This is a genomic window from Clostridium hydrogenum (assembly GCF_021432385.1).
In the GTDB taxonomy this organism is placed as follows: domain Bacteria; phylum Bacillota; class Clostridia; order Clostridiales; family Clostridiaceae; genus Clostridium_S; species Clostridium_S hydrogenum.
Window position 1 is genome coordinate 2,666,856 of the sequence record NZ_JAEACT010000002.1, and the last position, 16,201, is coordinate 2,683,056.

Sequence of the window (16,201 nt, forward strand, 5' to 3'; positions counted from 1 at the left end):
AAAGGAGTTTTATCATGATTACAAAATCTATAAAATCAAAATTAATTATTCTTATAGGAAGTCTACTTATAGTATTAAGTATAGGTCTTGGAAGTATTTCTTACATTAACTCTTCAAAGGCTCTAGTTTCCAATATAACAAAAACCTTTCCGCAAATAGCAACACAAGCTGCCAATACCGTACAAGCCTCACTTGACAGTCATATTAATGAACTAAAAATAGTTGCATCAAATGACGATTTAAAAAGCAATTCAGTTTCTATAAATGATAAATTATCAATTTTAAAAGATCAAAATACTTTAACTGGAAGTATAAAAATAGGCTATGCAAATCTTGATGGAGAAATATATTATACAGATGGTACTAGTGAAAATATTAAAGATACAACTTATTTTCAAAAAGCTTTGTCTGGCGACACTTACATAACTGATCCAGTTGTAGCTGATGATAAAAAATCAATTTCTATGGAATATGCTGTGCCTATAAAAAGCAACAATTCTGTTACAGGCGTTTTAGTTTCTGTAAGAGACGCCCTTGAATTAAGTGACATGATTAAGAAAATTTCCTTTGGTAAAACTGGAAGTGCGTATATGATAAACAGTAAATCTGAAAGCATTGCGTACAAGGATAAAAGTATGCCTCTAAATAAATATAATTCTATAGAAGAAGCTAAAAAGGATCCAAGTCTTGCTGGTATCGCAGCTATGCAAAAAAGAATGATTGCTGGTGAAAAAGGCTTGAGTAAGTATACCTTTGGTGGTAAGGAATCCTACGGCGGTTTTGCACCTGTAAAAAAAGAGCATTGGTCAATTGTCGTAATTCTTGAAAAAGATGAACTTTTATCGGAATTAAATGACTTAAAAAAATCAGTTTTAATATCTTCATTGGCATTTTTAATTTTAGGACTTTTAGTAACTTACTTTATTGCTGATAAACTCTCTAAACGTATTAAATACTCTGCAAAATTTTTAAACATTCTGTCTACAGGTGATTTTTCTAAAAATGTTGATGAAAAACATTTAAATTATAAAGATGAAATAGGTGATATGTCAAATTCAATGAAATCAATGAAAACCTCTATTGCTTATATGATTAATTCTTTTAAAAGCACCTCAAACACAATAAGTGATAATTCAAATAGCCTATCTGATATATCTCAGCATATGAGTTCTTCATCAAGCAATGTATCTTTGGCTATACAAGAAGTTGCAAATGGTGTTAGTGATCAAGCAAATGATCTAATTGAAATTACAAATTCATTAAACTTATTTAGCGATAAACTAGAATATATAGTAAATAATATAAAAGAAATTAATAGCAATACCTTAACCATGAATAATCTTGCAAATAGCAGCAATAGCGACATGTCATTACTTGTAGAAGCCGTAAGTAGTATTAGTTCTTCTTTCAAAAATTTAGAAGAAAAAATTCTCAATTTTAATAAGAATATTAAAGATGTATCCAGCATAGTTAATATGATAAACTCTATTGCTTATCAGACAAATTTACTTGCATTAAATGCTTCTATAGAAGCTGCACGTGCTGGTGAAACTGGAAAAGGCTTTGCAGTTGTTGCTAACGAAATTAGAAAACTTGCTGAACAAACAAAAGTTTCGTCACAAAATATAACAAATTTAATAGGCTCACTTTCCGAAAACACTGAAATTATAACCAAAAATACAAGTGAAATGAAAACTGGTTTAGATGGACAAGTAAATGTGATAAATGAAACTTTAAGCTCCTTTGAAAAGATTATTGGTGTAATTAAAATTGTAATTCCTAAAATTCAATCTGTAAATTCATCTACTTTAGAGATAAAACAAGAAAAGGATAGCATAGTTACAAAAATAGAAAGTGCCTCTGCCGTTGCTGAAGAAATTTCTGCTTCCTCTGAGGAAATAACAGCTTCTGCTGATGAAATGAATAATTTATCCTCTAAAGTGTCCTTAGCTGCAGAAAATTTAAATTCTATGACAAAAGATATGACTACACAAATAGACAAATTTAAAATATAAGGCATCTTAAAAAAATAGCAATGCCAGAAACTATTTAGCTTCTGGCATTGCTATTTGACTTTTTAGTTTAAAAATGATGAAAATTTAATTTCTTCATCTGCCCCCGCAAACTAAAAATATTTATCGTAAGCCCCTTTTTTAAATATATACCATTGTGAAACTTAAAATTTATTTGTACCAAAATGCCGTCTTCCGGGCATTATGGTGCACATGAATTTTAATAGTTGAACTGGTATATTTATGCTAATGCTATTGTATTTCCATATGCATGTCGCCCGATTTTATTAAGCCAGATTTTTTCATTGCAAAATAAATTGGCATAACTATTGCAGATGGTAAAATGATACCTGTAAAAATATAAATTAGAATTCCTTTAACTCCCTTTGTAGCTGCAATATTGAGCGGTGCTATAAGCGAATTCAATCCAAGTCCTGCTAACTCATAGCTTGAACTAAATTTAAACAAAACTGTTGCTATAGGTGCACACACAAAAGATGCTATAAAGGTTGGTATTACAAGTTTTGGATTCTTTATTATATTAGGAAATTGAACCTTAGGAGTTATAAGCCCTTGTGCTATATTTGCACCTGCTTCATTTTCTCTAAAAGACATTATTGTAAATCCAACAAATTGAACCGTACACCCTATAAGCGCTGCTGCGCTAGACACTGGATCAAGTTTAAGTGCAATTGCTATTGCTGCCGATGATGCTGGCGTCATTAAAAGTATGCTCCAGGCAAGTGATACTAAGGCTGAACCAATAAGTGGTGATACTTTAACAGAATATGCAATTTGAGCACTTAACCAATTTAATGCAGGCGTAGTTACTGCCGCAAGACCAAGTCCAGCGATTCCACCTACTACAACTGCTGAAAATGGTATTGCCATCATATCAAGTCTCGTTTTTCCCGTAACTTTCTTACCTACAATTACCGCAATAACAGCTGCTATTACTGCACTTATCGGCTGTCCTGATACAAATGTAATTCCTGCTGGTGTAATATGCGCTGCATTTCCTCCAACTGAAGCCGCAATCATTGCACTAAATATAATAAGAGTATTACCTTCAAGCTGATATGCTATTCCAGCTCCAATTGCAGGTGCAAGCATTGATTTTGCAATGGTTCCTATTCCTACAAATGCAGGCCAGTGAATAAACTTTCCTATGGTTTCACATAAAAGTCCTATTCCCAGCATAACAAGTACTGAATTTGCAATGCCAGCAGCCGCTTTATATGCCATTTCCTTTATGGAGTCTTTTCCGTCTACGTCTTGAACATATTGGTGTTCAATTTCTTTTGCGCCTTCCATTTCTACTCATCTCCTCAAGAACTTAGCGTATTTAGATATTAAATCTTTTTTTTTATTTGGTATAGTATTTTATTTATTTTTTGTGAATTAATTAATTTGAAATTGTATACATATACTTTTTAAAAAATAAAAACGTTTTATATTGACTTTTTACTATAGATATAACATCTCAACTATTATAAATGAATTTTAAGTTTCACAATAGTATATCCTTACAAGCACTATGAGTTTTAGTATACAAAAAAAGAGAAGCTATTACTTCTCCTCTTTTTTATTTACCATGTCTCTTTATAAAGTTATATACCGCCCCTATTAATCCCGCATCATTTCCATGCTTGCACAAGCCTATATCAACTTTAACATTTTCCCATTCTTTGTATCCGTATAACTTTTCCTCAATCTTTTCAATGAAGCCTTCCCTTTCACTTATACCTCCACCTAAAAGTATTTTTTCAGGATCTAGTATAACTGCTAAATTAAATATTCCCCTGCTAATTCTATCAAACAAATTTTCAATCATTTTATTAACATTTTCATCTTTCTCTGCTTCTTTAAAGACCTCATATCCTTCTACTAAACATTCCTCATCCATTTTTTTATATTTCTTATATTCCCTCACAAGTGTTCCAGTAGAAGAATTTTCATTCATCATTAACTTATCATCATTGTTTATCATAAATCCAAGTTCTCCGCCTCTAAAACCGTGTCCATGAACTATGTTACCATCTACAATGACAGCTCCTCCAATTCCAGTACCTACAGTCATACATATAAAGTCATTACACCCAACTGCATTTCCATTAAATTTTTCTGCAAGCCCTGCACAATTTGCATCATTTTCTATTTCAACTGGTAGATTTAATTCTTTTTCAAGTATTTCTTTTAAATTCTTTCCGTTTAGACACTCAATAGCACCAGCTTTCACAGAGTAACCCGTGTTATAATCTATAAATCCAGGTAAACTTATTGCTATACCTTCAATATCATATTTTGATATATATTGTTTTATAACTTTCTCCATCATATCAACAAATTCATCTAACTGCTTATATTTTGTATTATATTTTCCCTTTTCAATTATGTCTCCCTTTTCGTTTAAAATACCATGTTTTATCTTAGTTCCACCAACATCAAATGCAATATATCTTTTCATTCAAATCCCCACCTTTAATTTTGTTAATTATACTGGTTATTTCCCCTTCATTTTCTCTCATAAAATTTATATTTTGAAAAAGCTCCCATTCTTCTTCATGCATAACAAATGCATCCGGTTTCACTTTAACATCTCTACAATATCTCATCCTTCATAAAAAAAGCTGATTTTATTGGCAATAATGCTGCTCCAATTATAGCGGAGTTTTTCTTAAGCTTCGATGCCATAAGCTTTAAATCATTCTTGTCATAAAAACTGTTTTCTATAAAGATTTTCTTTTTTAAATCTTCCATAAATAATTCTGAGTACTCACTTATTTCTCCACCTAAAACTATATATCTCGGATCTAAGGCAAGTTCTATATTTTGTATTCCTGCTGCTAATATATTTAAATATTTATCAAAATGATCTCTCGCAATTTCATCTCCGACTTTTAAAGCTTGAAAAAATACAGACAAATTATTAATCTTCATATTACTAATTTCATTGAAGCCTTCTAATAATGCTCTTTGTGATGCATACAATTCCCAGCAACCTTTTCTTCCACATCCGCACTGCTTTCCATTTGGTACCAAAGTCATATGTCCAAACTCACCAGCCCTCTTATTTTTACCTTTATATAGAAGTCCTTTAACTATTATCCCTGTACCAACTCCACTAGTAATTGAAATATACACTAAATCCTCTTTATCCTTTACTAGTCCAACGTTGAGTTCAGCAAGTGCCGCTGCATTGGCTTCATTTTCAATAAACATAGGCATATTAAAATATCCTTCAAACTTTTTAAAATCTACATTTCTTACTCCTATGTTAGGCGCTAACTCCAATAGAAGCTTTTCTTCATTAACAGTTCCAGGCAGTGAAAATCCTATTCCAAGAATCTTATTTCTTTCAACACCAGTAACTTTAAGAGCATTTTCAATTATTTTTGCAACTTCCTTCATTATAGTATCCATGTCCTTTAAACCACTAATGAGGAATTCTTCATCATATTTGATATTGAGATCTAAATTTGTTAATATAACTCTAGCTTTTTCTGGATTTATATCAACGCCAAAGGTGAACCTACTATTTGGCAAAAAGGTTACAATTACTGGTTTCCTCCCACCAGTTGAATCGGCTACCCCGCTTTCTTCAACAATTTCTTCTTGTAAAAGCTCATTTACATTAGATATTACAGTAGGTATACTTACATTCATTTCCTTTGCAATATCCTGTTTAGTTAATTGTTTCTTTCTGTAAATTAAACTTAATATTCTTTCCTTAGTTTGATTTCTTGCTATACTAGACATAACTCACCATACCTCATAAATTACATTTTATTTATAATTGATTCTAATTATTCTTTTATTTCCTTAAAATCTTACATTCATATATTATCACACTTTCCTAGCTTCATAAATATATTTTACAAAGCAACTCCTCAAAACCTAATTTTTTGTTGTTTTAACTATGAAAACGTATTCATTTTTCAAGTTATCACAAAAGATATACGCATGTGATTATTACACTACAGGCGTACATAAAGAAAGGTATCCTTTAAATTTTACTATACCGCACCTAAAACCTTATGAGCGGCTCATAAAAAAGAATACCTATGTTTTTTGCATGCTCGTACAAATTATTGATTTTTATTTGTGAATCTACTTTGAACATCTTCCAGCACTGGCTGAAGCAATATAATAATTGCATATGCTACAAAGCTTATAAGTATAAGCATAGAATTTCCTAAATACTTGTATAAGAATCCATATATAACAACAACCCCTAGTATCTTTAAAAACACACCAATATTTTTAAAAGATTCATAAATAGATATTTTTAATGCATTTTTTATACTTAGATAAAATCTTGATATTATAACAAAATTCATAATAGCTACGGATACTAAAATAATTTGAAGCACATTAAATATGTATGAAACATTCTTTATAGAACCACCTAATTTTAAAAAATATAACCTATTAAAATTAAAAATTAAAAATATTGCTAAATAAAATACCCAATAAAACATACCTTCAAAAAAATTATTTTTATATCCTTTCAAATAATTTTTACTTATATTTTCCATTATATTTTCGCTTCTACGGGCTTTATTAACCGTATAAAACAGTGCTATTAAGTTTGGTCCAATAAAAATTGACACCACTAGTAATACGATTTCAAACAAACCATTTTTAAAGGCAGCTTGTACTAATATAGCTAATAAAACTGGTATATTAAAAACTAAAAACCATATGCTACTAACAAGAAATACCCATAAATAACTCCCCATAACATAAAATCTACTCTCTTGTAAATCATTATTTGTCATATTCCACCACCCACGTAATATTTTTTAATTTAAAATAAGTATTTTTAATTGGCATGTTTTAAATAAGTATTGATTTTCACACTTATTTAAAACATAGCTTCCTTTAGTATGTCGGGATATTTTTAATCAAATGAATCTTTTATGTTAAACCCAAAGCCTTTTGATAAATTATTAATTTTATTAATGACATTTTCTTTATCTGAACCATTTAAAGGTGTAGGACAATAATCATTGCTGCTATTAACAGATGAAATTCTAAAAGGTACCGCCCTCACATTATACTTTAAAAGCGCTCCATTTTTAAAATAAAACTTAGTTTGAAGTACAAAGGTTTCCTTATCCGTCGGATTGGAGTTTCCACCAAAGCAAAAATTTCCCAAGCTGTAACTTATTATTTTCCCCTTATATTGTTCAATACCTTGAATTACATGAGGATGATGCCCGACGATTAAATCAGCTCCTTGGTCAATTGCATAATGTGCTAAAGCTTTTTGAACTGAATTAGGATAATAACTTCTTTCAATTCCCCAGTGAAAATTTATAACAACTGCAGCACAACCACTATTTTTTAATTCACTTATATCAGATTTTATTTTATTTTTTACTTCATTATTATATTCAAAACCCTCATAGCCTAAAAATCCTATTTTTACACCTTTAACATCCTTTATCCACTTATTATCCATACCAAAATAACTTATATTATACTTTTTTAAAGCCTCTAAAGTATCATTGAAGCCTTTCTCATAATAATCCATTGTATGATTATTAGCTAAATTTACACCTTCAATTGAACCATCCTTTAAAGCTTCGGCAAACTCCGGTGGTGCTTTAAAAGCATAAGTTTTATTAGCTTTAACATTTGAATTTGTAAAAGTGGATTCAAGATTTACTGTAGTAATATCGTCCTTACTAAACAAATTATATGCATTCTTAAATAAATATGAATAATCATTATTATGATTTCGGACTATTGTTATAAGAGATGTCGATTCGTCTAACCTTGGGTCTGTACCTATTGTACAATCGCCAGCACTAGTCAAAACTACATCTGTCTCCATATTTTTCTTCACAGTACCTTTCTTAATAATATTTTTAGTACTTTTAGAATTCTTGGATACTATACTAATTTTATTAAGATATCCTGATTTATACGAAAAAAATGTCATAATCATTATAGATACTGCGCACAAAGCTATATAGATAAATATTTTTGAGGCTTTATTTCCATCTTTCATTAAAACTTCCCTCACTCTTATATGTATAGTTCAGCTAATTTAATTCTATACTATATATAATAGCATTGTAAACAAATATAAAAAAAAATACTAAAGGCTATTGATTATTTCTAAATTAGTAGTATACTAATAATTAAGAAATAACAATTATTAAATAATATGAATTATCTATAAAATTAGTAATGAGGATTGATATTTATGAAAACTGAAAAAAAACTTGATTTAATAATAATTGGCGCCGGACCAGCTGGGCTTACGGCAGGTATTTATGGTTCTAGATCAAACTTAGACTTAATGATTCTTGAAAACGAGCTTGTAGGTGGTCAAATACGTGAAAGTCCATGGATTGAAAACTTTCCTGGTTTTACTTCAATTTCTGGTTCTGATTTAGCTGATAAAATGCAAGATCATGCAGTTAAATCTGGTGCAAAAATCGATGAATTTGGAAATATAAATTCAATAAAATTAACCGACACTGAAAAAATAATAGAAACAGACGATTTTATTTATAAGCCCAAGGCTGTAATTATTGCAACTGGTTCAAAAAGTAGACCACTTCCAGTTCCTGAAGAAAATATTCTACATGGAAAGTGCATACATTATTGCGAACTATGTGATGGACCAATGTATGGTGGAAAAGATTTAGTCGTAGTTGGCGGTGGAAATTCTGCTATAAATGCAGCAATATTTTTAACTAAATATGCTAAAAATATCACATTAGTTCATCATTCGGCTAATTTAAAAGCTGAAAAAATAACAGTAAACAAACTATTTGAAAACAAAAATGTAAAACTAATGTTAAATACAGAAATCAAGCATGTACTTGGTGAAAATTCAATTAAAGATATTTTATTTGAAAATACAGAAACTGGTGAAAATGGCTCTTTAAAGGCCGATGGTATATTTGTATATATTGGCACTAAACCTACAACAGCACTATTCAAAGATTATATAAATTTGACTAGTTCAGGGCATATAAAAACAAATGAAAATTTAGAAACAAATATAAAAGGAGTCTTTGCTGCTGGTGATGTAAGGTATAAAGATATTAGGCAATTAACAACAGCCGTTAACGACGGATCTATAGCTGCATTAGCGGCTGAAAAATATATAAATGGATTACAATATTAAGGAGGAATTTATTATGGTTAAAGTTTATTCTACAACATCTTGTCCTTGGTGCAAAAAGGCTAAGGAGTATTTAAAATCAAAGGATATTGCTTTTGAAGATTTAAATGTTCAAGAAAATATGGAAGCTCAAGAAGAAATGATTAATTTATCTAAGCAAAGAGGCGTTCCTGTTATAAACATAGATGGAAATATAATTGTTGGTTTTGATAAGCCTGCAATTGATAATCTCTTATTTAATAAATAGCAAATAAAGCTTAGGAGGAATTTAAAATGAAAAAATATGTATGTGTAGTATGTGGATATATTTATGATCCTGCAGAAGGTGATCCAGATAACGGTGTAGCTCCTGGAACTTCTTTTGAAGCCATTCCTGATGATTGGCTTTGCCCACTTTGTGGTGTTGGAAAAGATCAATTTGAAGAAGTAAAGTAATAAATTAAAGTATAGTGTAAAATGAAATAACATGGGAAAGGTGCATTAAAAAAATACATCTTTCCCATGTTATTTTAATATATAGTTGTTTTCTAGCAATTAAGAGGATTTTAGTATATTCATGGAGAATATATTTATATTATAGATTTTTATGGTAGTATGGGTGGTAATTTAATGGAGAATTTTATTAAAGAATTAGAAAGTAAAAAAATTTTATCTAAAGATGATATAATAATTCTTAAAAAGTATATTGCAACAAAATATGCTGACCATTCTCCTGCACAAAAGTTGCATGTTTTAACCACTTCAATTAACCAAGTTCTTGATAAAAACATTGAAGGCATAAAAAAAGAATATGCTGAAACAATTAGGCAATCACTATTAAAAACTACCTTACTAAAAGATGGACGAACTATATTTCTAATAGATATATTCAATACCTCCATTTCTTTTCAAGATGGAACCTATGATTTTTCCGAAAGCATTCTAAATTGGATAAATTCACATGTCGATAATAAGGCTTCAGAAGAGGATCTTAAAAAATTCAACTTAAAATTTGAAGAAAAGTACGATATTCAAAATAAGGCTGCTGAAGTAATAAAGACCGATGCAACTACATCAATTGAAAATATTAAACCTAATGCTATAGAATTAAAAGAGACTTTAGAAATTGAATCTACAAATGTATTAGAAAAAGCAAAGCATATTGTCACCTCAAAGAAAGTTAAATGTGCGGCTTGTGTCCTTTTGGTTGCATCTTTTTTATTTCAATATAAATACGTTTTTAGTAAAAATCTACCTCATAAAAATGTTTACACTAACAATATTTCTTCTGCAAAACCAATTGTAAAAAATCAAGAAAAAATTGCTTCAAATAAAGCAATTTCTTCTAATTTACCACAATACTTTAAATATAAAAAAATAAATCAAGACAAATTAAAAAGCTACCTAGCTAGCAAGAACTCACTTTTGATAAAAGAACCTTATTTTTCAACACTTATAAACGTTGCAAAAGAATTTGATTTAAATCCTTTGGTTTTATTTGCAATTACTGGTCAGGAGCAAGGCTTTGTTCCAGCTAATGCTTCAAGTTCTAGCAAAATTGTAAATAACCCTTTTAATGTTTTTCACAGCTGGCAAGAATATAACACAAATTTAAAAGATGCTGCTGAAATAGCAAGCAGAACTGTAATTAATTTATGTAAGGACAGGCCCAATGATAAAGAAGCCTTTCACTGGATAAATAGAAAATATGCCGAAGACCCGCATTGGGGTGATGGTGTTGAGAAAATATACGACACCTTAGAAGAAGTTGTGAAGTAAGTGTATTGCAGGATATTAAATAAAATTAATAAATCTAAGGCAAAAAACTTTAAAAGCCTAAGAAGTTTCAATAACTCGCTGAAAACAAGCTCAGACAATTGAAACCTCTAAGGCTTTTAAAGTTTTTTACCTAAGATTTATAAAATTTTATTTAAATCATCCTACAACACACTTACTTCACAATGCACATGATTTTAAATGAAAAAATTCCTTCGTGCCTACGGAATTTTGGTGTAGCACAGAAACAATATTTATTACTGAAATCATTAAATTTACTTTATTAAGTTGTTAAATAACAATTATATATTGTAAAACAAAAATGTAGTGGATTAATCAAAGAACCTTTGGTAGGTGTAAGGAAAAAATTTGCCGCTTAATTTTATTTAGGATTTTGAGCCGCTATTCACTAACATCATTTTTGTACGCCTACCAAAGGTTCTTTGATTTTGCACTACATTTTGCTTCTTAATGTTTAAATTTTACTTATTAACCACTTATTATTGCAAAATAATATTGACTTTTCAAATACCTAGGACTACTATGTATATATACCTAGATATACTATGTATTATAAGGAGGTTAAAATGAAAATAAATAAAGAACTTTTGAAAGGTAGTACTACAATATTAGTTTTAGGCTTACTAAAGCAAAAACCTATGTATGGTTACGAAATGATAAAAGCAATTGATGAAAAATCTAATGGAATTTTTGCTTTTAAAGAAGGAACTTTATATCCAATACTTCATGGACTTGAAAATGATAATTATGTTGAAGCTTACTGGGAAGAAAGTTCTGAGGGAAGAAAAAGGAAATATTACAGAATTACAAAAGATGGATTAAAGCATTTGGCTGAAAAGGAAGAAGAATGGACTGCATACAAGGGTGCAGTAGATAAATTTTTGTGGGAGGGATTTAGTTGGGCATAAAACACACAGCTTTTAAAAAGTACACTGATGAAGTTTGTTCTCAAATCAAATGCAAAGAAGTTCATTCTGAAATAAAGGAAGAATTAACCAATCACCTAGAAGAAATCAAAGAAGAATACATTATGCAGGGAGCAAGTTTAGAAGAAGCAGAAAGGCAAGCTGTAGCACATATGGGTGATAGTGAAAAAATCGGGTTTGACTTAGATAAAATCTACAGAAAAAGACCAGAATACAGGACCTTAATTGTTACTTGCATTCTTGTAACTCTCGGTATTTTAGTTCAACTTATAATAAGCAAAAACATACCTTATAATTTAGCGCATATCTCTTTCGCACATATATTTATCTCTAATATTTTAGGGATTATTTGTGCAGCAGGCTTATATTTTTTCGACTATAGAAAAATTGAAATTCACTCAAAAGAACTATTTGTATTCGCTAACATATTAATAATTTTTTTATTGGCATTTGGCACTCCAGTAAATGGTGTTAAATTTTTTATTTTTTTTAATTTTAGATTAGACATAGCTTTTATAGCAACAATACTATATATAATTTCGTTATGTGGTATTTTACCAAAACTTCGTACAACTAAATATTACAAGATTAAAATAGTTTCTATATATGCCTTATGTGCTTTTTTAATACTACTTACAAAAAACTTCCCTTACATCATATTTTTCACATTAGTATTTTTGGTAATGCTCGTTTATTTAGGATATTCAAAAAAATACATTCTAGCTTTTTCATTAATAATATTTTTCGCACTATTTTGCCACGCATTTACTTCAGTTCAATATAGATATAAACTTACCTCCTTCATTAACTATAATCAATTTAAAGATAACATAGGTTATATAAATTATGAAATTCATGAATTGCTATCATCTGCTACATTATTTGGAAAAGGAGTATCTGTTGAAGCATTTAAGCTACTTCCAAGCATTACTTCTACATTTACTATATGTTATATAATTTACGCTTTTGGATGGGCTGCTGGAATATTAATTTTTTCACTAGTATTAATTTTATTAGTAAATCTATTTATTAAGATAAAATTTATTAAAAACAATTATGGAAAGACCTTATTTTTATCAATTTCAGCTTTATTTGCATTTGAATTTTTGCAATCTATATTGCTGAATTTAAATTTATCATCTATTTTATCTATAACAACACCATTTATAAGTTACTCTGGAACTTCTACACTAATAAATATGCTATTAATAGGTCTTATTAACAGTATCTATGCACGAAAAAACCTGCACAACTCCTTACAAAGCAAAGAGCCGAGATTTGAATTAAACTTGTTTTCTCGTTACAATAAGAAATCTAAAGTTTAGCAAAACCCTTATTCAGAGTACGGAGTACAGAGTACAAAGTACAGTGAAGGATGATTTTCTTCCGCTTTGCTACAGAAAATCTTATAACTTATTTTTTTATTGCTTACGCAATAGCACAATATATTGTGCTCAGCAAAGCTGAGAATATTTAAGTTTAAGATTTACCTGACGCAAGGGAAGGTAAATCATCCTTAACTGTACTCTGTACTTTGTACTCTGATTTAATGGTTCCAATAATTTTATATTATGTCTAAATTAATTATTAATACAATACCTTAATTCCTCTCTACACTAAATAAACGGATTATAAAATCTACTTCCCCTATGAATATTAAGAGAAAGCGAAATTATGAACAAAACAACTGCTACTCCCATTGCAAAATAGTCACTTTTAGTAAATTCTCTTTTTCTATACCAGGTACGTTTTTTATTATTTCCAAAAGATCTAAGTTCCATAGCACAACTAATTGTCTCTATTCTATCTAAACTTGAAAATATAAGTGGCATTAATATGGCAGCAGAGTTCTTTATTCTTCTTGTAAACTTTTCTTTCTTAGACATATCAATTCCTCTTGCCTGCTGTGCAAAAGCTATATCGTGGTATTCATTTTGTATGTCTGGAATGTATCTAAGTGTTATAGCAACAGAGTACGCAATTTTATAGCTTATTCCTAGCTTATTAAGTGATGCTGCAAATTCACTAGGCTCAGTAGTTACAATAAATAAAATAGCCATTGGAACTGCGGAAAAATACTTTATCATAATGTTAATCTGATAAAAAAGCTGCTCACTAGTTAAATAATAGCTGCCTATAATATGAAACAAATTATGTCTTGTTCCATATATTTTTACACCTTGATATGGTGCAAATATAAAAATGAATAAACTATTCATAACTAAGAAAAACAATATAAAATAAAATACAAAAGATATTTCTTTAAATTTTACTTTTGAAACTTTAAATATTACAAAACTAACTACAAGTAGTGCAATTAAAAATCTTGTATCATATGTTATCATTGATGCAAGTGCCCAAAATATGAAAAACACTAACTTTGTAGCTCCTGTAAGCTTATGTACAATAGAATCTCTTTTTATGTATGACAGCATAGCTTCTTTCATATTTTTCTTTCCTCCCTATCATAAGTAATAAATCTTCTTACAAATTCCCTAGGCTCCTTAAGTTCCGTTTTAAGTGCCAATTCGAATATAGAGGTTTTTTTAAGATTAGCTGCCTCAATTATTTCTTCATTTGTTATAACATTGACTGAAGTATCATCTGCAAGCTTACACCCTTCTGATAAAACTATAGCATGCTTCGTATATTCAAGCATTAAATGCATATCATGTGTAATCATTACTATTGTAATACCTTTTTTATTTAGTTCTACAAGAAACTCCATTATTTCTGTATAATGTTTAAAATCTTGTCCAGCTGTTGGTTCATCTAATAATATTAGTTTTGGATTCATAACTAATATTGAAGCTATAGTAACTCTTTTTTTCTGACCAAAACTCAAAGCTGAAATAGGCCAATTCCTAAACTCATATAAACCGCACACCTGTAATGCTTTATGTACTCTTTCCTTTATTTCCTCTTCTTTTACTCCATTTGCCCTAAGCCCAAACGCTACTTCATCAAATATCATGACCTTTGATATCATTTGATTTGGATTTTGCATTACCATACCAATATAGGCTGAACGTTCTTTTATAGTATCATCAAATATATCTCTTCCCTCAAACAAAATTTTCCCTGTACTTGGCTTATAAAGTCCACAAATTAATTTAGATATAGTTGATTTTCCCGCACCATTTCGTCCAACTATACTAACCATTTCACCTTGCTTAATTTTAAAAGATACATCTCTAAGTATGTCCTTTTTTCCGTTATAAGAAAAAGTTAGATTTTCAAGTTCAAGAAGCGTATTATCTTCATATTTTTCCTCTACTGCTTTGGATTTTCCATACCATTCCTTCAACTTTTCAATACAGTTTTCTAAATTTATACTATTTAAGTTGCTTGGCTTTATATCTGGAGTAATTGTACAACCTGCATATTTTAGTGCTGTTATGTAAAGAGGCTCTCTTATGCCACACTGTTTTAAAATATTTGTTGCTAGTAATTCGTCCGGTGACATATCCGCAATAATTCCACCATCATTTACAACAATAATTCTATCTATATCTGAGTGAAGTACATCTTCAAGACGATGCTCTATTATAATTATTGTTTTATTTGATTTTTTCTGCAAATCATCTATTAATTCCATAGCACTTTTGCCCGTTGCTGGATCTAAGTTTGCTAAAGGTTCGTCAAATAAAAGTATATCCACATCGTCAACCATTACACCTGCAAGTGTTACACGCTGTTTTTGTCCACCTGAAAGCCTTTGAGGTGCTGCTTCTAAAAAAGCATCCATGCCAACTATGCCAGAAACCTTTTTAACCTTGTCAATCATTTCCTCTTGAAGTACACAATCATTTTCAAGCTTGAAAGCAATGTCTTCTGCTACAGTAAGACCTATAAATTGGCTATCAGGATCTTGAAGAACCGTACCACAATATTTAGATATCTCAGCTATATTCATTGTTTTTGCTTCCTTGCCCATTATTTTTAGGCTACCACTTATAGTTCCTTGATAATGAAATGGTACAAGTCCATTAATGCAATTAGTTAAAGTACTTTTCCCAGAACCAGAAGGACCAACTATCAAAACTTTTTCACCCTCATATATAGTTAAATTTATATCCTGTAAAGTCGGCTTTGCTTGAGCTTTATATTGAAAACTAAAATTATCAAATTCAATTACTTTCTTTTTCATAAATATCACCTGCTTTATACATTCGTAGAGTATTGTTATTAATTTAGATGCCTTTCCATTAGTTGCAACAGAATAAAAGTGTTATGATAAACAATAAAAAAAACACAAGTGCATCCAATATAATATTACTTGGATAGCACTTGCAAGTCAACTAAAAACACTATTTTTTAAATAAGTGTTGATTTTCACA

Annotated in this window: 15 protein-coding genes; 7 read left to right on the top strand and 8 right to left on the bottom strand. The window is 29.7% G+C overall.

The window, feature by feature from the left end; translation table 11 throughout:
- Nucleotides 1-14: 14 nt before the first annotated feature.
- Nucleotides 15-2,015, top strand: coding sequence for a methyl-accepting chemotaxis protein (locus CUEA01_RS12210; RefSeq protein WP_234121883.1), 2,001 nt, complete (start codon nt 15-17; stop codon nt 2,013-2,015).
- A gap of 249 nt (nt 2,016-2,264) precedes the next feature.
- Here CUEA01_RS12210 and CUEA01_RS12215 read toward each other — a convergent pair whose 3' ends face one another.
- The 6 genes from CUEA01_RS12215 to CUEA01_RS12240 form a co-directional block, all read right to left on the bottom strand.
- Entirely contained in the window at nt 2,265-3,326 is a 1,062-nt protein-coding gene (locus CUEA01_RS12215) for a PTS transporter subunit IIC (RefSeq protein ID WP_234121884.1), read from the bottom strand.
- 271 nt (nt 3,327-3,597) lie between these two features.
- A complete protein-coding gene (locus CUEA01_RS12220; protein ID WP_234121885.1) occupies nt 3,598-4,479 on the bottom strand; it encodes an ROK family protein in 882 nt (293 codons plus the stop codon).
- Nucleotides 4,457-4,627 carry a hypothetical protein gene (locus CUEA01_RS12225; RefSeq protein WP_234121886.1) on the bottom strand — a complete coding sequence of 57 codons (171 nt, stop codon included), beginning with the start codon at nt 4,625-4,627 and terminating at the stop codon, nt 4,457-4,459. Before CUEA01_RS12225 ends, CUEA01_RS12220 begins: the two co-directional genes overlap by 23 nt.
- Nucleotides 4,614-5,771 carry an ROK family transcriptional regulator gene (locus tag CUEA01_RS12230; RefSeq protein ID WP_234121887.1) on the bottom strand — a complete coding sequence of 386 codons (1,158 nt, stop codon included), beginning with the start codon at nt 5,769-5,771 and terminating at the stop codon, nt 4,614-4,616. The genes CUEA01_RS12225 and CUEA01_RS12230 overlap by 14 nt, the downstream gene beginning before the upstream one ends.
- A 329-nt stretch (nt 5,772-6,100) precedes the next feature.
- Nucleotides 6,101-6,793 carry a DUF624 domain-containing protein gene (locus CUEA01_RS12235; protein WP_234121888.1) on the bottom strand — a complete coding sequence of 231 codons (693 nt, stop codon included), beginning with the start codon at nt 6,791-6,793 and terminating at the stop codon, nt 6,101-6,103.
- A 122-nt stretch (nt 6,794-6,915) separates the two neighbouring features.
- A complete protein-coding gene (locus CUEA01_RS12240; RefSeq protein ID WP_234121889.1) occupies nt 6,916-8,031 on the bottom strand; it encodes a CapA family protein in 1,116 nt (371 codons plus the stop codon).
- A 198-nt stretch (nt 8,032-8,229) separates the two neighbouring features.
- On the opposite strand from CUEA01_RS12240, the gene CUEA01_RS12245 reads away from it, so the two are divergent.
- From CUEA01_RS12245 to CUEA01_RS12270, 6 genes are all read left to right on the top strand, one after another.
- On the top strand, nt 8,230-9,162 hold the full coding sequence (locus tag CUEA01_RS12245) for an NAD(P)/FAD-dependent oxidoreductase (protein ID WP_234121890.1): 933 nt from the start codon (nt 8,230-8,232) through the stop codon (nt 9,160-9,162).
- Nucleotides 9,163-9,175: 13 nt separating this feature from the next.
- Complete coding sequence (locus tag CUEA01_RS12250) at nt 9,176-9,406, top strand: glutaredoxin family protein (RefSeq protein WP_234121891.1); 231 nt, start codon at nt 9,176-9,178, stop codon at nt 9,404-9,406.
- 26 nt (nt 9,407-9,432) lie between these two features.
- Nucleotides 9,433-9,594 carry a rubredoxin gene (gene rd, locus CUEA01_RS12255; protein WP_234121892.1) on the top strand — a complete coding sequence of 54 codons (162 nt, stop codon included), beginning with the start codon at nt 9,433-9,435 and terminating at the stop codon, nt 9,592-9,594.
- A gap of 174 nt (nt 9,595-9,768) precedes the next feature.
- Nucleotides 9,769-10,917: a hypothetical protein gene (locus CUEA01_RS12260; RefSeq protein ID WP_234121893.1), complete on the top strand. Its 1,149-nt coding sequence runs from the start codon at nt 9,769-9,771 to the stop codon at nt 10,915-10,917.
- A 584-nt stretch (nt 10,918-11,501) separates the two neighbouring features.
- A complete protein-coding gene (locus CUEA01_RS12265) occupies nt 11,502-11,843 on the top strand; it encodes a PadR family transcriptional regulator (protein ID WP_234121894.1) in 342 nt (113 codons plus the stop codon).
- Nucleotides 11,834-13,186, top strand: coding sequence for an FtsW/RodA/SpoVE family cell cycle protein (locus CUEA01_RS12270; protein WP_234121895.1), 1,353 nt, complete (start codon nt 11,834-11,836; stop codon nt 13,184-13,186). Before CUEA01_RS12265 ends, CUEA01_RS12270 begins: the two co-directional genes overlap by 10 nt.
- A gap of 291 nt (nt 13,187-13,477) precedes the next feature.
- On the opposite strand, the gene CUEA01_RS12275 is transcribed toward CUEA01_RS12270, so the two are convergent.
- Nucleotides 13,478-14,308, bottom strand: a complete 831-nt coding sequence (locus tag CUEA01_RS12275) for an energy-coupling factor transporter transmembrane component T family protein (RefSeq protein ID WP_234121896.1) — start codon at nt 14,306-14,308, stop codon at nt 13,478-13,480.
- On the bottom strand, nt 14,305-16,011 hold the full coding sequence (locus tag CUEA01_RS12280; protein ID WP_234121897.1) for an ABC transporter ATP-binding protein: 1,707 nt from the start codon (nt 16,009-16,011) through the stop codon (nt 14,305-14,307). The genes CUEA01_RS12275 and CUEA01_RS12280 overlap by 4 nt, the downstream gene beginning before the upstream one ends.
- Between the last annotated feature and the right edge of the window lie 190 nt (nt 16,012-16,201).

Bases quoted from the DNA above. Each gene is read 5' to 3' on its own strand.
- CUEA01_RS12210 (WP_234121883.1), top strand. From the start codon at position 15: ATGATTACAAAATCTATAAAATCAAAATTAATTATTCTTATAGGAAGT.
- CUEA01_RS12215 (WP_234121884.1), bottom strand. From the start codon at position 3,326: ATGGAAGGCGCAAAAGAAATTGAACACCAATATGTTCAAGACGTAGAC.
- CUEA01_RS12220 (WP_234121885.1), bottom strand. From the start codon at position 4,479: ATGAAAAGATATATTGCATTTGATGTTGGTGGAACTAAGATAAAACAT.
- CUEA01_RS12225 (WP_234121886.1), bottom strand. From the start codon at position 4,627: ATGAGATATTGTAGAGATGTTAAAGTGAAACCGGATGCATTTGTTATG.
- CUEA01_RS12230 (WP_234121887.1), bottom strand. From the start codon at position 5,771: ATGTCTAGTATAGCAAGAAATCAAACTAAGGAAAGAATATTAAGTTTA.
- CUEA01_RS12235 (WP_234121888.1), bottom strand. From the start codon at position 6,793: ATGACAAATAATGATTTACAAGAGAGTAGATTTTATGTTATGGGGAGT.
- CUEA01_RS12240 (WP_234121889.1), bottom strand. From the start codon at position 8,031: ATGAAAGATGGAAATAAAGCCTCAAAAATATTTATCTATATAGCTTTG.
- CUEA01_RS12245 (WP_234121890.1), top strand. From the start codon at position 8,230: ATGAAAACTGAAAAAAAACTTGATTTAATAATAATTGGCGCCGGACCA.
- CUEA01_RS12250 (WP_234121891.1), top strand. From the start codon at position 9,176: ATGGTTAAAGTTTATTCTACAACATCTTGTCCTTGGTGCAAAAAGGCT.
- rd (WP_234121892.1), top strand. From the start codon at position 9,433: ATGAAAAAATATGTATGTGTAGTATGTGGATATATTTATGATCCTGCA.
- CUEA01_RS12260 (WP_234121893.1), top strand. From the start codon at position 9,769: ATGGAGAATTTTATTAAAGAATTAGAAAGTAAAAAAATTTTATCTAAA.
- CUEA01_RS12265 (WP_234121894.1), top strand. From the start codon at position 11,502: ATGAAAATAAATAAAGAACTTTTGAAAGGTAGTACTACAATATTAGTT.
- CUEA01_RS12275 (WP_234121896.1), bottom strand. From the start codon at position 14,308: ATGAAAGAAGCTATGCTGTCATACATAAAAAGAGATTCTATTGTACAT.
- CUEA01_RS12280 (WP_234121897.1), bottom strand. From the start codon at position 16,011: ATGAAAAAGAAAGTAATTGAATTTGATAATTTTAGTTTTCAATATAAA.